The organism is Vibrio owensii, from assembly GCF_002021755.1.
GTDB lineage: Bacteria > Pseudomonadota > Gammaproteobacteria > Enterobacterales > Vibrionaceae > Vibrio > Vibrio owensii.
The window spans coordinates 245,429-264,922 of sequence record NZ_CP019959.1; the positions used below are offsets into that span (position 1 = coordinate 245,429).

Annotated in this window: 17 protein-coding genes; 6 read left to right on the forward strand and 11 right to left on the reverse strand. The window is 46.7% G+C overall.

Going from position 1 to position 19,494, the window contains the following annotated elements:
• Positions 1-2,445: a collagenase gene (locus tag A9237_RS01060; RefSeq protein ID WP_078607239.1), complete on the reverse strand. Its 2,445-nt coding sequence runs from the start codon at positions 2,443-2,445 to the stop codon at positions 1-3.
• Positions 2,446-2,750: 305 nt separating this feature from the next.
• Between A9237_RS01060 and A9237_RS01070 the strand changes: the two genes are divergently transcribed.
• Together A9237_RS01070 and A9237_RS01075 are read left to right on the forward strand one after the other, a co-directional pair.
• The gene (locus tag A9237_RS01070) at positions 2,751-3,179 is read left to right on the forward strand and encodes a hypothetical protein (protein ID WP_078607241.1); all 429 of its coding nucleotides are present in this window, start codon (positions 2,751-2,753) and stop codon (positions 3,177-3,179) included.
• Positions 3,180-3,188: 9 nt separating this feature from the next.
• Entirely contained in the window at positions 3,189-3,863 is a 675-nt protein-coding gene (locus tag A9237_RS01075; protein WP_038874788.1) for a Crp/Fnr family transcriptional regulator, read from the forward strand.
• A 68-nt stretch (positions 3,864-3,931) separates the two neighbouring features.
• Here A9237_RS01075 and tsgA read toward each other — a convergent pair whose 3' ends face one another.
• The 9 genes from tsgA to A9237_RS01120 form a co-directional block, all read right to left on the reverse strand.
• Positions 3,932-5,098: an MFS transporter TsgA gene (gene tsgA / locus A9237_RS01080; RefSeq protein ID WP_041055627.1), complete on the reverse strand. Its 1,167-nt coding sequence runs from the start codon at positions 5,096-5,098 to the stop codon at positions 3,932-3,934.
• Positions 5,099-5,185: 87 nt separating this feature from the next.
• Positions 5,186-5,896 (reverse strand): purine-nucleoside phosphorylase, encoded by a 711-nt coding sequence (deoD, locus tag A9237_RS01085; protein WP_370445480.1) that lies wholly within the window; start codon positions 5,894-5,896, stop codon positions 5,186-5,188.
• Positions 5,897-6,117: 221 nt separating this feature from the next.
• Positions 6,118-6,966: an ABC transporter permease gene (locus tag A9237_RS01090; RefSeq protein ID WP_078607243.1), complete on the reverse strand. Its 849-nt coding sequence runs from the start codon at positions 6,964-6,966 to the stop codon at positions 6,118-6,120.
• A 2-nt stretch (positions 6,967-6,968) separates the two neighbouring features.
• Positions 6,969-8,249: an ABC transporter permease gene (locus A9237_RS01095; RefSeq protein WP_078607245.1), complete on the reverse strand. Its 1,281-nt coding sequence runs from the start codon at positions 8,247-8,249 to the stop codon at positions 6,969-6,971.
• Entirely contained in the window at positions 8,246-9,385 is a 1,140-nt protein-coding gene (locus A9237_RS01100) for an ABC transporter ATP-binding protein (protein ID WP_078607247.1), read from the reverse strand. Before A9237_RS01100 ends, A9237_RS01095 begins: the two co-directional genes overlap by 4 nt.
• A gap of 74 nt (positions 9,386-9,459) precedes the next feature.
• A complete protein-coding gene (locus A9237_RS01105; RefSeq protein ID WP_078607249.1) occupies positions 9,460-10,374 on the reverse strand; it encodes a dihydrodipicolinate synthase family protein in 915 nt (304 codons plus the stop codon).
• Between the two features lie 56 nt (positions 10,375-10,430).
• Complete coding sequence (lhpI, locus tag A9237_RS01110; RefSeq protein ID WP_078607251.1) at positions 10,431-11,402, reverse strand: bifunctional Delta(1)-pyrroline-2-carboxylate/Delta(1)-piperideine-2-carboxylate reductase; 972 nt, start codon at positions 11,400-11,402, stop codon at positions 10,431-10,433.
• A 105-nt stretch (positions 11,403-11,507) separates the two neighbouring features.
• Positions 11,508-12,581: a polyamine ABC transporter substrate-binding protein gene (locus A9237_RS01115; protein WP_078607254.1), complete on the reverse strand. Its 1,074-nt coding sequence runs from the start codon at positions 12,579-12,581 to the stop codon at positions 11,508-11,510.
• A gap of 121 nt (positions 12,582-12,702) precedes the next feature.
• Complete coding sequence (locus A9237_RS01120; protein WP_078607256.1) at positions 12,703-13,959, reverse strand: NAD(P)/FAD-dependent oxidoreductase; 1,257 nt, start codon at positions 13,957-13,959, stop codon at positions 12,703-12,705.
• Between the two features lie 110 nt (positions 13,960-14,069).
• Between A9237_RS01120 and A9237_RS01125 the strand changes: the two genes are divergently transcribed.
• The 4 genes from A9237_RS01125 (at position 14,070) to A9237_RS01140 (ending at position 18,235) form a co-directional block, all read left to right on the forward strand.
• Entirely contained in the window at positions 14,070-15,071 is a 1,002-nt protein-coding gene (locus A9237_RS01125) for a 4-hydroxyproline epimerase (RefSeq protein WP_078607258.1), read from the forward strand.
• Positions 15,072-15,089: 18 nt separating this feature from the next.
• Positions 15,090-16,622 (forward strand): aldehyde dehydrogenase (NADP(+)), encoded by a 1,533-nt coding sequence (locus A9237_RS01130; protein WP_078607260.1) that lies wholly within the window; start codon positions 15,090-15,092, stop codon positions 16,620-16,622.
• A gap of 140 nt (positions 16,623-16,762) precedes the next feature.
• On the forward strand, positions 16,763-17,437 hold the full coding sequence (locus tag A9237_RS01135) for a GntR family transcriptional regulator (RefSeq protein ID WP_078607262.1): 675 nt from the start codon (positions 16,763-16,765) through the stop codon (positions 17,435-17,437).
• A gap of 27 nt (positions 17,438-17,464) precedes the next feature.
• Positions 17,465-18,235 carry a transcriptional regulator gene (locus A9237_RS01140; RefSeq protein WP_078607264.1) on the forward strand — a complete coding sequence of 257 codons (771 nt, stop codon included), beginning with the start codon at positions 17,465-17,467 and terminating at the stop codon, positions 18,233-18,235.
• A gap of 43 nt (positions 18,236-18,278) precedes the next feature.
• Here the strand turns inward: A9237_RS01140 and A9237_RS01145 are convergent, their stop codons facing one another.
• The gene (locus A9237_RS01145; RefSeq protein WP_078607266.1) at positions 18,279-19,409 is read right to left on the reverse strand and encodes a GGDEF domain-containing protein; all 1,131 of its coding nucleotides are present in this window, start codon (positions 19,407-19,409) and stop codon (positions 18,279-18,281) included.
• Between the last annotated feature and the right edge of the window lie 85 nt (positions 19,410-19,494).

The following is a 19,494-nucleotide window of genomic DNA, read 5'->3' on the forward strand; positions in this document are numbered from 1 at the left end:
TTACCGACGACAACCTGAGGTTTCAAAGTCCACTACAATCGCGGCATTTTCAAACTCACCAGAGACTTTAACGTACCCCCAGTAATTGCGCTGATTGGACAAGGTAATACACTCAGCATTACCCGCATTGTCTGACCACGCATGGTGATTGGAACCGTTTGGCCAACCATCATTGCTGTACTCAATTTTTAGGTCGCCTACCCCATTTGCCGTGGTGATTGCCATGCTGGTGTGCTCATTGACCGCTGGGATACTCAACCAGATGGTTTGTTGCGTCGCCAAACACGCCGCTTGTCCCGCAGTTAAGCGTCCACCACTGATTTTACTTTGCACTGCACAATCTTGTGGAAGCGCATCAGTACCACCCTGCGCCGTAATAGTAAGACTGTGTGTCGTACTTGACGTTAGCCCATCATTATCAGTCACGGTTAAGCTGATCGTGTACTGCCCTTCACTCCCATATTGGTGCGACGACTGGGTTTGTGTGCTGGTCGTGCCATCACCGAAATCCCACAAGACGCTGACGATCTTCCCGTTTGCATCCGTGCTGTTTTCACTGCTAAATGTAATGCTTTCACCGACTTTACCCTCACTGTTTGCGGTTATGACTGCATTAGGAGCATCACCAGAAACAAGAGCTTGTTGCCACTGTTCAAACTCGCTCTGGTATAAGATTGCCCACTGATTGATGGTTGCTTTGTAATTTGCCCAATTACCCTGACGAGTTTCTATCAGCATTTGATTTACGTCGTCTTTATGTCGCTCAAACATGAATCGAACCGCCAAATAACCCCAACGATAAATTCTATCGACATCAAAGCCATCATAACTGGTCTCAAAGATCTCACTGAGCGTAAACGTTGACCCATCTTTGATGGTATCTATCGCAGCTTGGTTATCGTTCTCCTTCGACACATATTCGGCAATGCCCTCACTCCACCACACGATTCTTTCAGTTGGATGACCGAAGCTACCATAAAGGTCAAATCGTCCATCAAGGTAATGAACATACTCGTGCTCTAGGTTCCACACAAAGTGATCCGGATTGGCGTAAGGCGCTTCATAAGCAACAAAATTAGGGATGTTCCCCGGCGTTGCTGGATCGCCCTCAAGGTACATTCCCCCATTGTTGGTACTGATGTTAAAAATCGGTCCAGCGTATTTGCCGTAATCATCGCTTGAATCAAAGATATTGACCTGCAACTGCGTGTTGTAGTCATCCGCAACAGGTTGTCTTCCTGTCTCAAGTGAAGTGTGGAAATACCCCTCTTCGTACCCCATCTTTGAACAAGCCGCGACGTGCTGCTCTTGCGTCATGTTCTGCGACAATATTCGAATGGTAGGACTACATGTGTACGATTGAGAAAGCACCAAACCTTTCAACTGGGACTCAAAGTTACAAATTCCATAGTCACTACAATCCGCGTAATAAGAGACCGTATCGGCAGCGCCAAGCCAAATGGCATCGCCTCTACCGTACATCTCGTATTGAGCAAAGATCTCGGTCAGTTTGCTTTTCACTGTACTGGAAGCACTACCGGAATATTTGGTTAATCGTCCTAACTCACGACCAGCATTCGCTGCCATAAACTCATCACTAGCACCGATAGCTGACGAGCGTAGCGCAAAGTCCCCTAGTGCTTTAACAAGCTCAGTCTGATTACCGATGGTTTGCACAAATTGCTCATTCCACTGACCACCAAACAAAATGGTAAATACGCCATTCACTGCATTACGCATGTACCAGTTCTGAGCGTATTGACTGTCCCAGCGAGTGAGCCACTGCGTAATCTGTGGTAGATAGGCATGCTGGAGCCCTGCACTGTCCATAGTGATAATAACTTCGCTGAGCACCTTGCCATGTGGGTCACTGTTCTCATAGAAGTTCGCATTGTTAACGAAGGCATCGACGGCTTCTTTTACTGCAGGTGTAACCCAAGAAAGAAACGAGACCTCGCTGTTGTAAAACTCAGCGTAATAACCCGCTCGTAAGTACAGGAACAAAGCTTCAAGCTCATCACTGCCGCCCCCAGCGTAGGCTTTCGCTAAATTGGTCGTATGTTTTGCAATGTTGTACATGTGCCCAGATTCGAACGCCGCTTCTTGTATTCGACTCTCGGCTGAGAAAAGCGCATTAACACAATTTGCTCCTTGGGTTTTGATTGCGTTGAGCACATCATTGCTACTGTTCGAAGTGAAAGCTTCTACATCACACACGTTTGCTGCCTGCTCCGCAGACCGAGTAGAAAGGGTTCGAAGGGTCGGTTTCGGTTGCTGGGGAAGCAGCTTAGTTGGTGCATAATCTGGCAACGCTCTATCATTACCGTTTTGATGAGCGTGATGTTGATATATTTCTGTGACTTGCTGCGATGGCTCACTTAAAGCAAGCGCATTCGTACTAGCAAAGAAGGTCGCTGTCGCGACGGTGAGATTTTTTAGTTCCATCTTTATTCTTCTATATGATGAGTTCCTTAAATGCCGTTACCACTTAGGCATCACCATTTACTCTTCTCACGACAAAGAGCACTCTCATATAAAGCGTCCTGAGCTTTAAAAGAAACAATTCATTAACATTCAAGAGCTTTGGTCTCAGTTTCTAGTACTCAATCTGCCAGAAGACGAACTTTATAAAATCTGTTTGCTTGATTGATGTTTGTTGACTAGCTATTGGTAATGCATCTAAGCGAGCATTGGTGTTCATTTAAAAGCAAGTTACACTACGCCCTCTTTTCCTTTTCTGACTCATTCCCATGACTGACGCTGATATCGAGCTGCAACACCTTTGGTTAGAAGTCCAAGCTGAGCGCTGGCAGAACTTGTCACGCTTTTTGTTTAGCTATTACTGCTACAAACACAACCTCGTGAGTAAAACCAATAAAGTGTGCTGGGAAACTGCCCGTGCTTCGCTACCTTGTTCTAAGACGATTACCGAGCGCAAACATGCAGTTATCGAACCATTGATACCGGAAGATACGGTCGTTGGACTATTAAAAACCATCAGTAAAGATGGCGATATGAGCTTTGAAATGATGGCGAGCACTCTCGACACGTTTTTGCGCTATGTTGTGATCAGCAAACAAGAAAAAGCCCAGCTAAAACCCAACATGCCGGCAAGCTGGTATCAGCAAGAGACTAAGCCATTAATGGCACGTTTTGAGCTCGCAGGTATTGTGATTTAAGGTACGTCGATGCAGTTACAAACCCTAGGTAAAGGACGCTTTGAGGCGCAATGGAGTGAAGATAAACATCTCATCGAAAAAACGATCCGAGATTGCATCTGTACGCGCCGAATTTTTGATGAAAATGAAAAGCTCCTCACCCAAGGTGAGCATGTCGAGAACTTATATTTGGTCGATTCAGGGCGCATCTCTATGGGCGTTACAGCAAGAAACGGCAAAACGTTTCTGCTTGGTACGCTTGAGTGTGAACAACAAGTCTTTGGTGAGATGGAGTTCTTTACTGGCTACCGCTGCCAAATGGACATCGTTCCGGTAGAACCGGTTGAAGTTGCGATTATTGACGCGCAAAAGCTGCAAAAATGCTTGTTAGAACAGCCTCGACTGTCGCTTTACTTTGCCAGCGCCATCGCGATTGATTACCAAGATACGGTGGAGATTCTTTCTCGCCGATTACTTTACCCAATCACCTATAACGTGGCGTACGACATTTATCATCAGTATTTAAATGACCTGCCAGTGGATGGATTCCAAAAGAACTATTTGGAAGCGGAGCGATTTGCCACCTCAGATCGTGTGTATCGTCGCGCTGTGAAAGAACTAGAGAACAAAGGCTTTATCGCTAAAGAAAAGAAAGGATTACGTATTCTCGACTTGGAAGGACTACGTAACTTTGTTGAAGAATAGCTGAGTTCTTCAATCGTAAATGAGAAAAGGTCTGCACAGTGCAGACCTTTTTAATTCGCTCGCTTTCATTAAGCGGTTTGCGTTTGCTCTACTGTCTTAAACTTCATTGAAACCACCAGCATTGCGACGACTACTGCGTAGATAACTGGGATGGCGTACATCACGGTTTGCAGACCAACCACACTTTCCATTACTGAACTGATAGCTGGGCTGAACATCGCGCCCGCACTGCCGCTGATTAAGATGTAAGACACGTTCTTGCTGGTTGCATTGCGCACAAACGAAACACCGTAAGCGATGAAAGCATTGTAAAGCGCTGCACAAGCAAAGCCGTAACCGTAAGTCAGGTATGACAACCATTCTAGTTTATCCGTGGTGACGATAACGCTGGTGATCACCATAGCAACAGAGATGATAGTCAGTAGGAAAGTTTGAATCTTCATGCGCGAAACAATCACGGTAGAAACCAATGCACCAACCAGAGCTGCAGACCAGTATTGAGTGATGATGTTGCCAGCTTGCTCAAATGGAATATCAAACTTCTCTTTCACGAACATTGGTGCCCAAGTTAGAAAGGTGTATAGCGCAAGCATACCTAGGAACAAACCTACACCACCGCTGATGATGCCGAAGTTCCATTCAGATTTTGCTTCTTGCTCAGAGCCGCTTTCACCACCACATTGGTTAAAGTTAGTCAGCAAAGCAACAAACATGGTTGCCAACGCCACAACGCCCACGCTTAGGTAACTGATGCTCCAGTTCATTGCGTTCGTCAGCGCGTAAGTGGTGATCAATGGGAAGACGACGCCTGCAATGTTAAAGGTCGCGTCTTGTACCACCAGCATTGTGCTTTGAATTTTGTCTTTCCATACCGATACCACGATAGTACCCGCGATACAAAGACCGACACCGCCGCAGAAACCAATTACGGTCATGCCGAGCATCACGATAAACAGAGAAGGCGCAACGTATAGGCTCAGTGCCGCAGCGGCAATCGCACCGTAACACAATACGGTCATGCGTTTGATGCCGACTTTTTCAATCAAAAAGAAAGCCGCGATAGTACCGGCAAGTGCGCCGCCGTTTAACAGCGAGAAAATCGATGCGACTTCGTTAACGTTCGCATCAAAGGTGTTGGCAAGCGGTTCAACCAACATACCAAATTGGGTCGCAAAACCCGCCATGATGAAGTTGGCGAGAAAGCTAATTGCGGTGAGTGTTATTTTATTTTTCATAATTCACTCCAAGGGCTCATGAGATAGATGTTCTTAGTATGAGAGAGAGCCAGCGTGCCAGCTCTCAAAGAAAACTTAATTGTAGGGTTAAGCTTTAATCGCAGTTTCTAGCGCAATTTCAATCATGTTGTTGAAAGAAAGCTGACGCTCTTCTGCAGTGGTTTCTTCGCCAGTAATGCAGTGATCAGACACGGTCAAAATCGCCAGCGATTCAATGCCGAATTGGTGTGCTAAGCCGTACAAGCCCGCGACTTCCATATCCACACCAAGCACGCCAAATCGCTCTAGGGCTGGGATCATGTCTTCATCCGGATCGTAGTAAAGATCGCCTGTGAAGATGTTACCCACTTTGACATCTATGCCCTTCTCTTTCGCAGACATGTAAGCGTTGTGCAGCAGTTCAAACGTTGCAGACGTTGCCATATGGTAGCCACTGCTGCGCTTCGCATTCGTCGGTGAATCTGTGCCTGCCGCTTGGGCTAGGATAACATCACGCATATGAACATCTTTTTGCGTCGCGCCAATGCTGCCGATTCGGATGATGCGTTTCACACCAAAGTCATTAATCAGCTCGTGACCGTAAAGCACCATTGATGGAATGCCCATGCCGTGCCCCATCACTGAAATGCGCTGACCTTTGTAATAACCGGTGTAGCCCAGCATGTTACGAATGTCCGTAACCAGTTTGGCGTCATCTAGGTAGGTTTCCGCGATGTATTTCGCGCGTAGCGGATCGCCCGGCATGATAACAGTTGAAGCAAAATCTTCTGCAGAACCTGCGATATGAGCAGTCATAATGTTTTCCTCGTTCGTTCTGATGGCGCAATCATAATGAGGAAGCAGGACAAAGTTTCAGGACAAAAGTCCGGTTTGAAAGTACGAGCTCTCATAACTGAGCAAAGCGTCAGTATTCAACGAAAAAAGCGCCCACAAGGAGGCGCATTCGGTCAAAAAAGTGAGTAATTCTTTGCAGAGAAAGCTCAGGGTAACCGCAAAATGGCTTGTTGCTTTAACCAGATTTATTCTTGAATGCCACGGATGCGCACGTTTCGTCTACGCAGTATTTCTAGCGCTACGAGCAGACACACCGACATAAAAATCAACAGTGTCGCGACGGCGAGTATGGTCGGACTGATTTGCTCGCGAATGCCAGACCACATTTGCCTTGGTACGGTTTTTTGCTCCGCTCCCGTTAAGAACAACGCGACCACCACCTCATCAAACGAAGTACCAAAAGCAAACAAGCCACCGGAGATCATGCCCGGGCGTATTAGAGGAAACGTCACGTGCCTAAAGGTATACACCGGATTAGCTCCAAGGCTAGCAGCGGCTTTAACTAAGCTGTGGTCAAAACCGCTAAGTGTTGCCGTTACCGTGATCACCACAAACGGTGTACCAAGTGCAGCGTGAGCTAAGATGATGCCAATGTAAGTCTGGGAAAGTCCTAAGCGCGTATAGAAGAAATACATTGCGGCCGCCGAGATGATCACCGGAACAATCATTGGCGAGATAAGTAGCGCCATGATGGCATTTCGAAACGGCAAATTACTGCTGGCTAATCCTAGTGCCGCTAATGTGCCAAGCGCTGTGGCAATCAAAGTCGCCATCAAAGCGATAACGGTACTGTTTTTGAGCGCTAACAACCACTGCTCGTTAGTGAACATCTCTTGATACCAACGCACTGAATACGCCTCGGGATCAAGATTTAGCATGCCCTCAGTAAAGGTAAAATAAGGTGTGGCATTAAACGACAGAGGAATGATGGTTAAAATCGGTGCAATAAGGAAAAACAGCACTAAGCCGCAAAAAACCAAATACCCAGCGTACGCAACTCTCTCGCCTTTGGATGCATAATTCGGCAAACCCATGATTACCCTCCTACCTTGATATTATTAATGCCCACGACGCGGTTGAACACATAAAACAGCGCTAACACCACAAACAACAACAGACCGCCTAAAGCCCCCGCCATGCCCCAGTTCAACGAGGTTTGCATGTGATAAGCAATCATGTTGGAAATCATCTGCCCGCTTCGTCCACCCACCAATGCCGGTGTGATGTAAAAACCGATGGAAAGAATGAAGGTCAGCAACGCGCCAGCACCAATACCGGGTAATGTCAACGGCATATAAACTTTGGTAAACGCCACCAAAGGCGTGGCACCAAGTGAACGAGCCGCGCGGAAGTAAGTCGGACTAATGCCCTTCATCACGCTGTAGAGCGGTAAAATCATAAACGGCAAAAGGATGTGAACCATCGATACCACGGTGCCAAACGTATTGTGGATCATTTGAATCCGTTCCGACGTCAAGCCAGACCAAATCAGTAAGTCGTTAATCACACCTTGGTTTTGCAACAACACAATCCAAGACGTAGTCCGAACAAGTAGCGAAGTCCAAAATGGCAAAAGAACAACGATCAACAATAGGTTTGCGCGCTTATCTGGTAAGTTTGCTAGCAAGTACGCTACGGGGTATGCCATCACCAAACAAATGAGCGTGATTAAGACCGACATCCAAAAGGTTTTAAAGAAAAGGTCGACGTAGATCTGGCGTTTTTCTGGTTGCGCTTCAATTTCACCAAACTCATTCACTTGCATGTCTAATGCCGCTAAATAGTGGCTCAATGTAATGGCACCACTGAGGTTCTTAAACGCCGCCCAATACTTAGTTTCTGTCCAGCGTTTATCGAGCTTGGATAACTCTGTTATCGATGCTGGCAATGACTCAAGGCGAGATAGCTTTCTTCCGGTTTTCATCATTAAGCTGCGCATTCCGGAAACTTCAATATTCATGCGATTGGCGATTTTTGGCAGCGTTTTGCTTTGATACAAACCCAATAGCTCATGAGAAAACGCAGTGATCACTTCTGGGTGCGGCTGACCGCGATAGTCCCAGCTTTCCAGCGCTTGAATTGTTTCTGGCAATGCTTGTGGTATGGCTCGGTTGTCAACGCTGCGATACAGCATTTCTAAGATGGGAAAAGCAAAGGTGAGCAAAATAAAACACACCAAGGGCACAGTAAGCATGATCGAGCGAATGGTTTTTCTCCGTTCTGCTTTTTGCAGCTGAGCTTTGAGATCGTGTTCTTGTTCATGAACTTGGCGCTCGATTTCCAATACCGAGTCCAACGAGGTTAGCTCTCGACTCATGCTGCCTCCTCATTGCATTCCGTTTGCGGTTGAGATTGAGGCTGCGAGCAATCAAGGGCGTGACAATCTTCACTTTGCCAGCCGATGCGGCATTGTGCGCCGGGAGTAAGTGAGAGATGGGTGCGGTTGTCATTTGGTACTTTGGCGACGAGTTTGCCGACTGTCTCAACGTCAACCACTAAACGATAGTGATCACCATGGTAAATCAGCTCACGCAGGATACCGGAAACTTGGTTATCACACTGATCGCCATCAGACTGAAGGCTGATTTTTTCCGGTCGAATCGAAAGCATGGTGCGCTGCCCTCGCTCTGTGACTCTTACCGGTTTCGCATTGAATGCCGCTTTCCCTACCTGCACTTGGCAGCGAGCATCATCTAACGTGTTTACAATACCGGTAAGTTGATTGTTCTCACCAATAAACTGCGCCACAAACGCATTGCTTGGCGATTCGTACAACTCAGTTGGCGGCGCTAATTGCTGCACTTCGCCATGGTTAAATACCGCAATGCGATCAGACATCGTCAGCGCTTCATCTTGATCGTGCGTCACGTACAAAATGGTGATGCCGAGCTTTTCGTGAAGATGCTTTATTTCCATCTGCATTTGCTCGCGAAGCTGCTTATCCAACGCACCCAACGGCTCATCCATCAACACAAGTTTTGGCTCGAACACCAAGGCTCTGGCGAGTGCAACGCGCTGTTGCTGACCGCCAGATAACTGCTTGGGATAACGACTGGCAACGTGCCCTAGCTCCACCATGTCTAATGCGCTTTGCACCTTACTCTCAATGGTTTCACTGTCGAGCTTGCGAACCTTTAGCGGAAAAGCAAGGTTTTCAGCAATGGTCATATGAGGAAAGAGCGCGTAGTTTTGAAATACCATGCCGATGTCTCGCTTATGGGGAGCAAGGTTATTCACTGGCACGCCATCAATATAAATTTCGCCGCCAGTGGCAGTTTCAAACCCTGCCAGCATCATTAAGCACGTGGTTTTGCCAGAGCCTGAAGGTCCAAGCATGGTGACAAACTCACCGGGGGCAATATCTAAGTTAAAATCTTTTACAACCAAGTTGGTGCCATCATAGGTTTTCTTAACGCGTTGAAAGCTGACATAGTCCTTGTTCGCCGAATTCATGGCTTCCCTCCTCTCACTTTTTTGAACATCAAGAATAAGCAGAGCGTCACTTAACGCCCTGCTAAGCAGCTTGGTTATAGATTGTATTTGCTCAGGTCTAGACGAGTAGCAAGCGCATGCTCGACCAATCGAATCACCTGTTCACGCTCTTCGCCTTGCAAGATTTGACGAGGGGCACGAACTTGCTCAGAGCCGCGTCCGCACACTTGCTCTGCTAGCTTGATGCACTGAACCAAAGTTGGGATGGTGTCTAAACGCAGCAATGGTAGGAACCAGCGGTAAATCTCCAACGCTTCTGAGTAACGACCTTGACTTGCCAACTTGTAAATCGCTACTGACTCTTCAGGGAATGCGTTGGTTAAGCCAGAGATCCAGCCCGTAGCACCAAGCATTAATGATTCAAGCGCAATGTCATCAACGCCGCTGAACACGGTAAAGCGATCGTCAAATTGGTTGTAGAGCTCTGTAATGCGGCGCGTATCCGTGGTGGATTCTTTCACCGCCACAATGCTTTCAAATTCAGCCAGTTTCGCCATGATGTCGAGATTGACGTCCACACCGTAAGAAACTGGGTTGTTGTAAATCATGATTGGCATTTCTGGCGTTGCTTGCGCCAAGGTGCGGTAGTAATCAAAGGTCTCGCTTTCTGACGTGCGGTACACCATTGCAGGCATCACCATACAGCCATCAATACCAATTTTTTGTGCGTCTTGCATATAGTCAACCGCTGCAGTGGTGATGGACTCTGCCGTACCTGCAATCAAAGGTACACGACCATTGACCACTTCTTGTGCTGCCTGCAATACCTGACGTTTTTCTTCTGGATACAAGGCGCAGTTTTCTCCTACCGTACCCAAACAGATAATGCCGTTGACGCCATCTTTAATTTGGTTATCGATAACGGTTTGTGTTGCATCTAAATCAATTGACTGATCGTGACGAAACTGAGTACTGACCGCTGGATAGACACCTTTCCATTCTACTTTCATGAACTTTCTTCCCTATATGTATATTGTATGCAATTTTAAAAGGCGAGCGAAAATGCTCAAACTAGGCTGATGCCGCTTTCTTTCAATACCGCTTGTACGGCGGCTAAATCGGCTAAGGCACTGCCCACCGATTTGTATAAGGTGATCGCCTCATCACTCTGACGCGCTCTCACTTCTTTGGCGCAAAGCTGTGGCAACTCTCCTTTAATCTGCTCGGCGTTAAAGACGCCCTCTTGGATTGGGATCAGTAAATCCCCTGCTTCCGCTAACACATTAATGCGGCTATCGACATACACCTGTGCGCGTTGCACAACTGTCGAGTCACACTCTCGTTTATCCGAATCATGATTGCCCACTAAGTCGATATGCGTACCGGGTAGAACCTTTGCACCATCAAACAGTGGTGTAGCGGAAGCGGTCACACAACTAATAATATCAACGTGTTCAAGAGTCTCATCGACGCTCTCAACCACCGACACCGCAAACTGACGTTCGATTGGCAAGGATTGATACTCTGGCGAAGAGACAATGCGATCAACGGTAGCCATCGCTTTGTCCAAGCTTCGTCCCCAAACATAAACCTGTTTAAGCGGGCGAACTGCGGCATACGCCCACGCAAAATATGGTGCCAGATTGCCAGTTCCGCATATCAGCAACCGAGAAGCGTTTTCGCGCGCTAGGTAATCCGCAGCTAATGCAGACGCAGCTGCCGTGCGCCAGAAGGTCAGCACTTTTCCATCGACCAATGCAACGGGTTGACCGTCTTCTCTTTTAAACACCAAGATTTTGGAAGCCAGCGTATCTTTGCCGTGTACTGGATTCTGTGGGAAATAGGTAAAAGCTTTGACCGCGATTAAGTCTTGGTTCCATGCGGGCAGCAAAGCAAATGCTTCATACTTACCTTCTTCCAAAGGCATCACTCTTCGTTGGGGAATAGCAGCAGGCTGGGCATAAGTTTCTCGCATGGTTTCAATCAATGACTTCATGCTCAAACACTTGGCAACTTGCTGCGCATCGATAACGTTCATGGTTTCTCCAAAGCAACTAAAGGGGAACGTCAGAGGCGGAACTTTTGGTTATCAAGCCCGCCCCTTCAGAGGTAACACTCAACTGAGTTAGCGTTTGATTAACGCCTAATTAAGCAGCCAAGTGTTGAATTCTTCATTCAGTTCATCGGCATAATCCGACCACCACTCGTCATCAATCAAAAAGGCTGTTTTAAAGTTCTGCGGTGCGGTAGGCAGGTTTGCCAAAATCTCAGGACTCACTTGTGCCGAAGACGACTTGCGGGTTGGACCATAGGCAACGTATTTTGCTTGGTCAGCTAAAGGCTTGGTACCCGAAGAAAAAGCAATGAAATCAATCGCTAGCTTGGTGTGCGCACTGCCTTTTGGAATCGCCCAGCCGTTCATGTATCCCATTTGGTGATCCCAAATGATACGAAATGGCTGACCTTCATCTTGTCTAGCATTATGGATACGACCGTTAAATGCCGAGGCGATTACCACTTCTTTATCGGCGAGCATTTGTGGTGGCTGAGCACCTGTGGTCCACCACAACACTTGTGATTTGATGGTATCGAGCTTGGCAAATGCTCGCTCACGCCCTTGTTCTGTCTCTAGCAAGGCATAAACCTCTTCAGGCTTCACACCATCCGCCAGCAGTGCCCACTCTAAATTGCCTTGAGGTTGCTTTTGCAGCGCACGTCGACCAGGAAAGGTGTTCAAATCAAAAAGGTCGGTCAACTTGCTAGGTGCGGCTTTGCCTTTAAATGCCTCTTCATTTACGGCAAGTACCGTCGAAACCACAATCGAGTTGATTGCGCATTCGTGAATCGCCCCTTCAATGAAATCTTGTTCTGCTGGCGTGCCATCCGCACCCGGCGGCAAAATACTCGGATTAACAGGCTCTAACAGCCCTTCTGCACAGCCGCGTACAATGTCTGGCTTGTCTAGTGATACCAGATCCCAGCGCACATTATTGGCTTCTACTTGCGCTTTGATTTCGGCTAAACCACCACTGAAGTCTTCTGAGACAATCTCAACGCCCGTCTTTTTGATAAAAGGTTTGTGGTACGCCTCAACTTGGCTCTTGGTAAACGCACCGCCCCAAGACACAATCGTTAATTTCTCTTCTGCGTATGCAGAGGTCCCCAACAGCATTCCTGAAATCAACATCGCCAGTGGTGCTTTCGTCATTCGTGACATGTTTTACTCCTTTGGTCGTTTTCTGGAGGTATCCGGATACGGCTGCTGGACACCTTGTTGTTAAATTTTCGTTAACATTAGCATTAAATATATTTTATACAATATTTAATCTTAAAATTTTTTAAGCGAATCGCTTGAGCGTAAATGGTGAAAGATCAACCGATGGACTTTTACCTTCAACAAGCTCCAAAATGAGATCGGCGGTGATTGCAGCTTGGGTTAATCCAAGGTGCTGATGCCCAAATGCCAGCAGCACTTTTCCTTCGCAAATCTGGTCAATCACAGGTAACGAATCCACTGTTGAAGGTCGATTTCCCATCCACTTTTCTTGTTGCTTTAGTGGATTTAATCCATCTTCAAACATCGCATCGCCTTGCTGATACAGCATCTCTGCACGCTTCATATTCGGGGGAGATTCTATGCGTGCATACTCCACTGTCCCCGCTAAACGCAGCCCACTCGCCATCGGCGTCATGATGAATTTTCGGTCGGCAGAGCTGATCGGAAACGGCAACGCTTGCCGTTTATCATCCATCATCAAGTGATACCCTCGCTCGGCTTGAATGGGCACAGCGATACCAGTTAATTGCTTTACTAATGGCTTGGAATGTACCCCGGCAGCAACGATGATACGGTCGAATGAATATTGACTTGAATCCACCGACACTTGCCCCGACTTACTTAGAGCATCAATCGTTTTATTAACAATGGTTCCCCCCTGCTTCTCAAATGCATCATAGAGCTCAACGCAGATGGAATAAGGGTCTAACGTATGCCCCGTCTCAGGGAAAAATACACCATGGCGAATTTGTCGACTGATCTCGGGAAGTTGTTCACGGATGGTTTTCTGCGTCCACACTTGATACTTCACGCCGTGTTTTTCTAGCTCTTCTAGCGTACTTTGATAACGTTCGAACAGCCGTTCACTGTCAAAGGTCAATAACGAGCCATCCATTTTGATCAGGTCTTTTTTCTCGATGGAATCGAGCAGCTGTTGCCAGCTTTTCACTGCTCTTGAATTGAGACTATTGATGGCGTTGGTCGAAGGCTCTGTCGACGATGGTTTGGCTTTTGATAAGAATCGAAGCATCCAACCCATAGTGGAAGGGAGATCTTGCCATCGGATAGAAACCGGACTTTTTGGGTTCAATAGCATCTTAGGTAACTGAGGAATAAGACCCGGTGTTGCGAGAGGAAAAACTTGCTCAGTGGCAATGTGTCCTGCGTTCCCTTTCGAGCAACCATTTCCCACGCCATTCGGGTCGAATAGCGTCACCTGATGTCCTTGCTGTTGCAATTTTAAGCCAATTGCCAAGCCGATGATCCCCGCGCCTACTATCGCTATATTTTGATTTCCAGTTTCTTCCTTGACCAACATGAATATGCTCCAAGTCACATTTGAAAAAGCAGATTGTATACAATATATTTTACATCACGATAACATTAAGCCCGTTCGATTCAACCCATTTTTTCAGCAAGGAGCGAAAAATGAGACAAGGAACCTTTTTCTGTATCGATGCCCACACCTGTGGCAACCCTGTCCGATTGGTGGCGGGCGGTGTTCCTCCGCTTAAGGGCAATACCATGAGTGAGAAGCGCCAATATTTCTTGGAACACTATGATTGGATTCGTCAGGCATTGATGTTTGAACCTCGTGGTCACTCCATGATGTCAGGTTCCGTTGTTTTACCGCCTTGTAGTGACAATGCTGATGCCTCGATTTTGTTTATCGAAACCAGCGGCTGCTTACCAATGTGTGGGCACGGCACAATAGGTACTGTCACCACGGCAATTGAGAATCGACTGATCACCCCAAAGGAAGAAGGTCGTTTGATCCTTGACGTCCCTGCTGGACAAATCGAAGTACATTATCAAACAAAATGTGACAAGGTCACGTCAGTTAAAATCTTTAACGTTCCTGCTTACCTTGCTCATCAAGATGTCACCGTTGAAGTAGAAGGACTCGGAGAAATCACTGTCGATGTTTCTTATGGAGGCAACTACTACGTGATTGTCGACCCACAAACCAACTATGCCGGTCTTGAGCACCACTCGCCTGATGAAATTTTGATGCTCTCCCCCCGAGTTCGTGAAGCCGTTTCAAAAGCGGTGGAATGTGTGCATCCAGACGATCCAACCGTGTGTGGCGTCTCTCACGTGCTTTGGACAGGTAGCCCTACTAATGAAAACGCAACCGGTCGCAACGCCGTGTTTTATGGCGACAAAGCCCTTGACCGCTCCCCTTGCGGCACAGGCACCAGTGCCCGTATGGCGCAGTGGCATGCCAAAGGCAAACTTCAACAAGGCGAGGACTTTGTCCACGAAAGTATTATCGGCAGCCTGTTTAACGGACGTATTGAAGGCGTCACTGAAGTGAACGGGCGAGCAGCCATTCTGCCTAGCATCGAAGGCTGGGCGCAAGTGTATGGACACAACACCATTTGGGTGGATGACGAAGACCCATACGCGTATGGATTTGAAGTGAAATAAGGACAGTAAGGAATCACAATGAACCCGCAAACCGACAACGTTTTTTACGCGACCAACGCCTTTACCGGTGAGGCGCTCCCGTTAGCTTTTCCTGTTCATACGGAAGTTGAGGTCAATCAAGCCGCTACTGCAGCGGCAAAAGTCTCGCGCGATTTTCGCCGCTTAAGTAACAGCAAGCGCGCTAGCCTGCTTCGCACGATTGCCAGTGAATTAGAAGCAAGAAGCGATGACATTATCGCCCGAGCCCATTTAGAAACGGCGCTTCCAGAAGCACGTCTGACAGGAGAAATCGCTCGTACAGCTAATCAACTTCGCTTATTCGCTGACGTAGTCGATTCCGGCAGTTACCACCAAGTCATTCTTGATACGCCGGAACCCGATCGTACCCCACTACCTAAGCCAGATATTCGTCGCCAACAAATTGCGCTTGGTCCTGTCGCTGTATTTGGTGCATCCAACTTTCCGTTGGCTTTCTCTGCTGCTGGTGGAGATACGGCTTCTGCCCTCGCAGCGGGTTGCCCGGTCATTGTAAAAGGTCATACTGCGCACCCAGGTACAAGCCAAATCGTTGCAGAGTGTATCGAGCAAGCGCTGAAACAAGAGCAGCTACCACAAGCGATTTTCACCTTGCTGCAAGGAAATCAGCGTGCTTTAGGACAAGCTCTGGTCAGCCATCCTGAAATTAAAGCGGTGGGCTTTACTGGTTCAGTTGGCGGTGGACGCGCCCTGTTCAGCCTAGCGCAGCAGCGACCTGAGCCAATCCCGTTCTATGGTGAACTTGGTGCGATTAACCCGACGTTTATTTTCCCTTCTGCAATGAGAGCCAAAGCAGATTTAGCGGATCAATTTGTTGCCTCAATGACCATGGGATGTGGGCAATTTTGCACGAAACCTGGCGTAGTGTTCGCGCTGAACACACCGGAAACACAAGCGTTTATTGAAACCGCGCAATCCCTAATTCGCCAACAATCCCCTTCTACTCTACTTACTCCCGGAATCAGTGATAGTTACCAATCACAGGTCGTCAGCCGAGGTTCTGACGACGGAATTGACGTCACTTTTTCTCAAGCGGAGTCCCCTTGTGTTGCATCGGCTCTCTTTGTTACGAGCAGTGAAAACTGGCGTAAGCATCCTGCGTGGGAAGAAGAGATTTTTGGTCCACAATCGTTGATCGTCGTTTGTGAAGATGTGGCTGATATGCTTTCGCTCAGTGAAACGCTGGCAGGATCGCTAACCGCGACAATTCATGCAACGGAAGAAGATTACCCACAAGTAGCGCAGCTCATCCCTCGTTTGGAAGAGATTGCTGGACGATTGGTATTTAATGGCTGGCCGACAGGCGTAGAAGTCGGTTATGCCATGGTGCATGGCGGCCCTTATCCCGCATCGACCCATTCGGCTTCGACTTCTGTTGGTGCAGAAGCCATTCACCGCTGGCTACGTCCGGTGGCTTATCAAGCGTTACCAGAAAGCTTACTGCCCGACTCGTTAAAAGCAGAAAATCCATTGGAGATCGCGCGCGCAGCAGATGGCAAAGCAGCTCACAGTTAAGTCATTGGCTCAAAAAGGCACCAGTTGGTGCCTTTTATTTCACGCCACATCTCAAAACCTTCGCTTGCAGTTGGCTTAATCCAGAAAAACAATAAACTAAAGAAATTGGATACAATATTTATTTTTGACGGGAGACTTCAATGTCACAAAAACCTGTTTTTAAGACCCGCACTCAACTGGTTGAGGAAGCGATTCGAACTCAGATCCTAAAGGGCGAGTTAAAAACTGGTCAACCTTTACGTCAGGACGCGTTGGCAAAAGAGTTTAATGTTAGCCGCATTCCCGTTCGTGAAGCATTAGTGCAATTGGAAGCACAAGGATTAGTGAGCTTTGAGCCTCATAAAGGGGCAACAGTAACCGAGCTCTCTCCAGATAAAATCGACGAGTTGTTCGAACTGCGCGCCGTAGTGGAATGCCACATTTTAGAGCGTGCGATTCAGAACATGACTGACGAAGATCTCGAACGTGCCCGTGAAGTCCGTGAACGTTTTGAAGCAGTAGTTAACAGCGGCGATGAAATAGAAGAATGGAGCAACTACAACTACGAATTCCATAAAGCTCTGTATGCCTCAGCAAACATGCCAGAAACCATGGATGTGATTTACAGCCTCAACACTAAGTGCGACCGTTACATTCGCATGCAACTGCTGTTCACGACGGGCATTCAAAAGGCAGAGCAAGAGCATTTGACCTTGTTCGAAATGTGTCAAAACCGTGATGTGGACGGCGCTAAGTATTTGCTGAAAAAACACATTTTGGAAGCTGGCACCGCCATTCGTAACTTGTTGTTGGAACAACAGAACACATCAAAATAAGCTCAGCAGTTAAGGTGGTGTTAAGAAATGAATATCGGACCTAAATTTCTATTAGCGGCGCTGCGACAAAAGATCAAAGATGAGGGGCTGTGCTACAGCTCTTTGTCAGAGAAAAGCGGTATTCCCTTGTCGAGCATCAAACGCCACCTTCATAATCCTTCTTTGGGCTTGGATAAAATCCTTGTCTATCTCAACTATCTAAACACCGATCTTATTGAGCTAGCCAACCTCGCCAATCAGCTTCAGCATGAGAACGAACAAATGCTGACAGAAGAGCAAAGCGCGTTATTTCTTGAACACCCCTACCTTCTCGACTTTATCTATATGGTGACGTCTCGTAACCTCGACCCGCAAGACATTGCGAAAACCTATCAGTTATCAGAAACCAGTCTGCGTTTTTATCTGCGTATAGCGGAAATGCTAGGTTATGTTGAAGATTTTGGTGATGGGCTGTTCTACCGTTCTGGGCGACGCTTTTTGATGGAAGAAGGCTCTGAACTCGACTCACTATTTCGTGAACGCTTCCAAAAAGAATCCTTATCTCACGAGGTAGATCCGGGTATTTGTGTAGGTCGTATTCGCTTGACCAACGCACAGCGCCAACAACTAGAAGAAGAAGTTTACAACAAGCTAGTCAAGCTCAATGCAATCAATACTTCTAATGATGACGGTGAACTCACCAACGTATTAATGCGTTGTACTCCTGGAACACAGATTTTCTTCTCTGATGGATTGCCTGACATTGACGGCGACTTATTAAAACAGGTTGCTCAATTCACTAACAAAACGATGAGTTAGAAAAACAACCTGATTTAAGTTATTACCTTAGCCGCAGTTTAAATTAAATCGTTAATATAGACTCTGCGATTACGGTATTTCTGCCGCTCAATTTGGCTTTATATAAGCATTGGTCGACTTTATCCAAGAAATAGCGAATATCTGAGCATGTTTCTGCTCGCTGGCTAAATACGCCAATAGAACTGGTTAATAAATGGGTGTGAGAATTATCTTCGCATAAGATTGAAAGTTTAGAGATGGACTCTCTCAGTGACTCTGCGCGCTCAACGCAATGTTCATGCTCTGAGTCGACAAGCACAATCAAAAACTCTTCCCCGCCCATTCGAAAAGCGATTTCGTCAACACCATTGAATTGCGAAGATAATAACGCCCCTACTTTGGTAATTGCCTCATCGCCCTTTAGGTGACCAAGCTCGTCATTAAGTTGTTTGAAGTAATCTAAGTCAATAGAAATAAAGCTGACGGTTTGCTTTCCTGCTTGCGCTTTGGAAAGAATGTCTGGCGTCATGATGTTGAAGTATCGACGGTTATATAGTCCCGATAGTTCATCTGTTATCGCAAGTTCTTGCAGCTTTTTGTTGAGGCATCTCAACTCTTTCTCTGCCACAAAACGACGATGTTTTTCTCTAACAAGCTCAATGGATTGAGTAGACACTTCAAAATACATTTTGAGAACAGTATCTGCGACTAAACCATTGATACCCTGCAGTGTATCTACCGCGTTCACTTTTGCCGTCTCTAAAGAATCGGTAGATTCCAACTCTTTCAACGCGACACTCATTTTCTTGTCATCGCCGATGATATGGAATACGAGCCAACGAATTAAGAACTGCAGAATATGTTCGATAGATTCTTGCCAGTTGAGGGTTTTAGATTCAGATTGAATCTTGATGACTTCGTTGACAAACGACGCATGACTTTTCTTGTGATCATCATTCCAAACATCATCGACAAAGTGTTCGTTCCAGATGCTTTCTTCAAAAGAGAAGTGGTATTGAGCGTAGTCTTTTAATTCACTAAACACACCGTCAACTTCTATTTGATCATCATAAATCAACGTATTGGCTAATTTATTTACCAATAAAAAGAGATGGTAATGTTGTTCATCGACCTTTTTAATCCCTGTCTCAAAATTGTGATTCCAAGGAAAAATGATCAGTTCATTATCAGACATAACTATTCATGTATTAACACTATTTCTTGTGGGGAATAGTACCCCATGTTATTTAAAGTTGATAGCCCTTATAATCAAATCTATT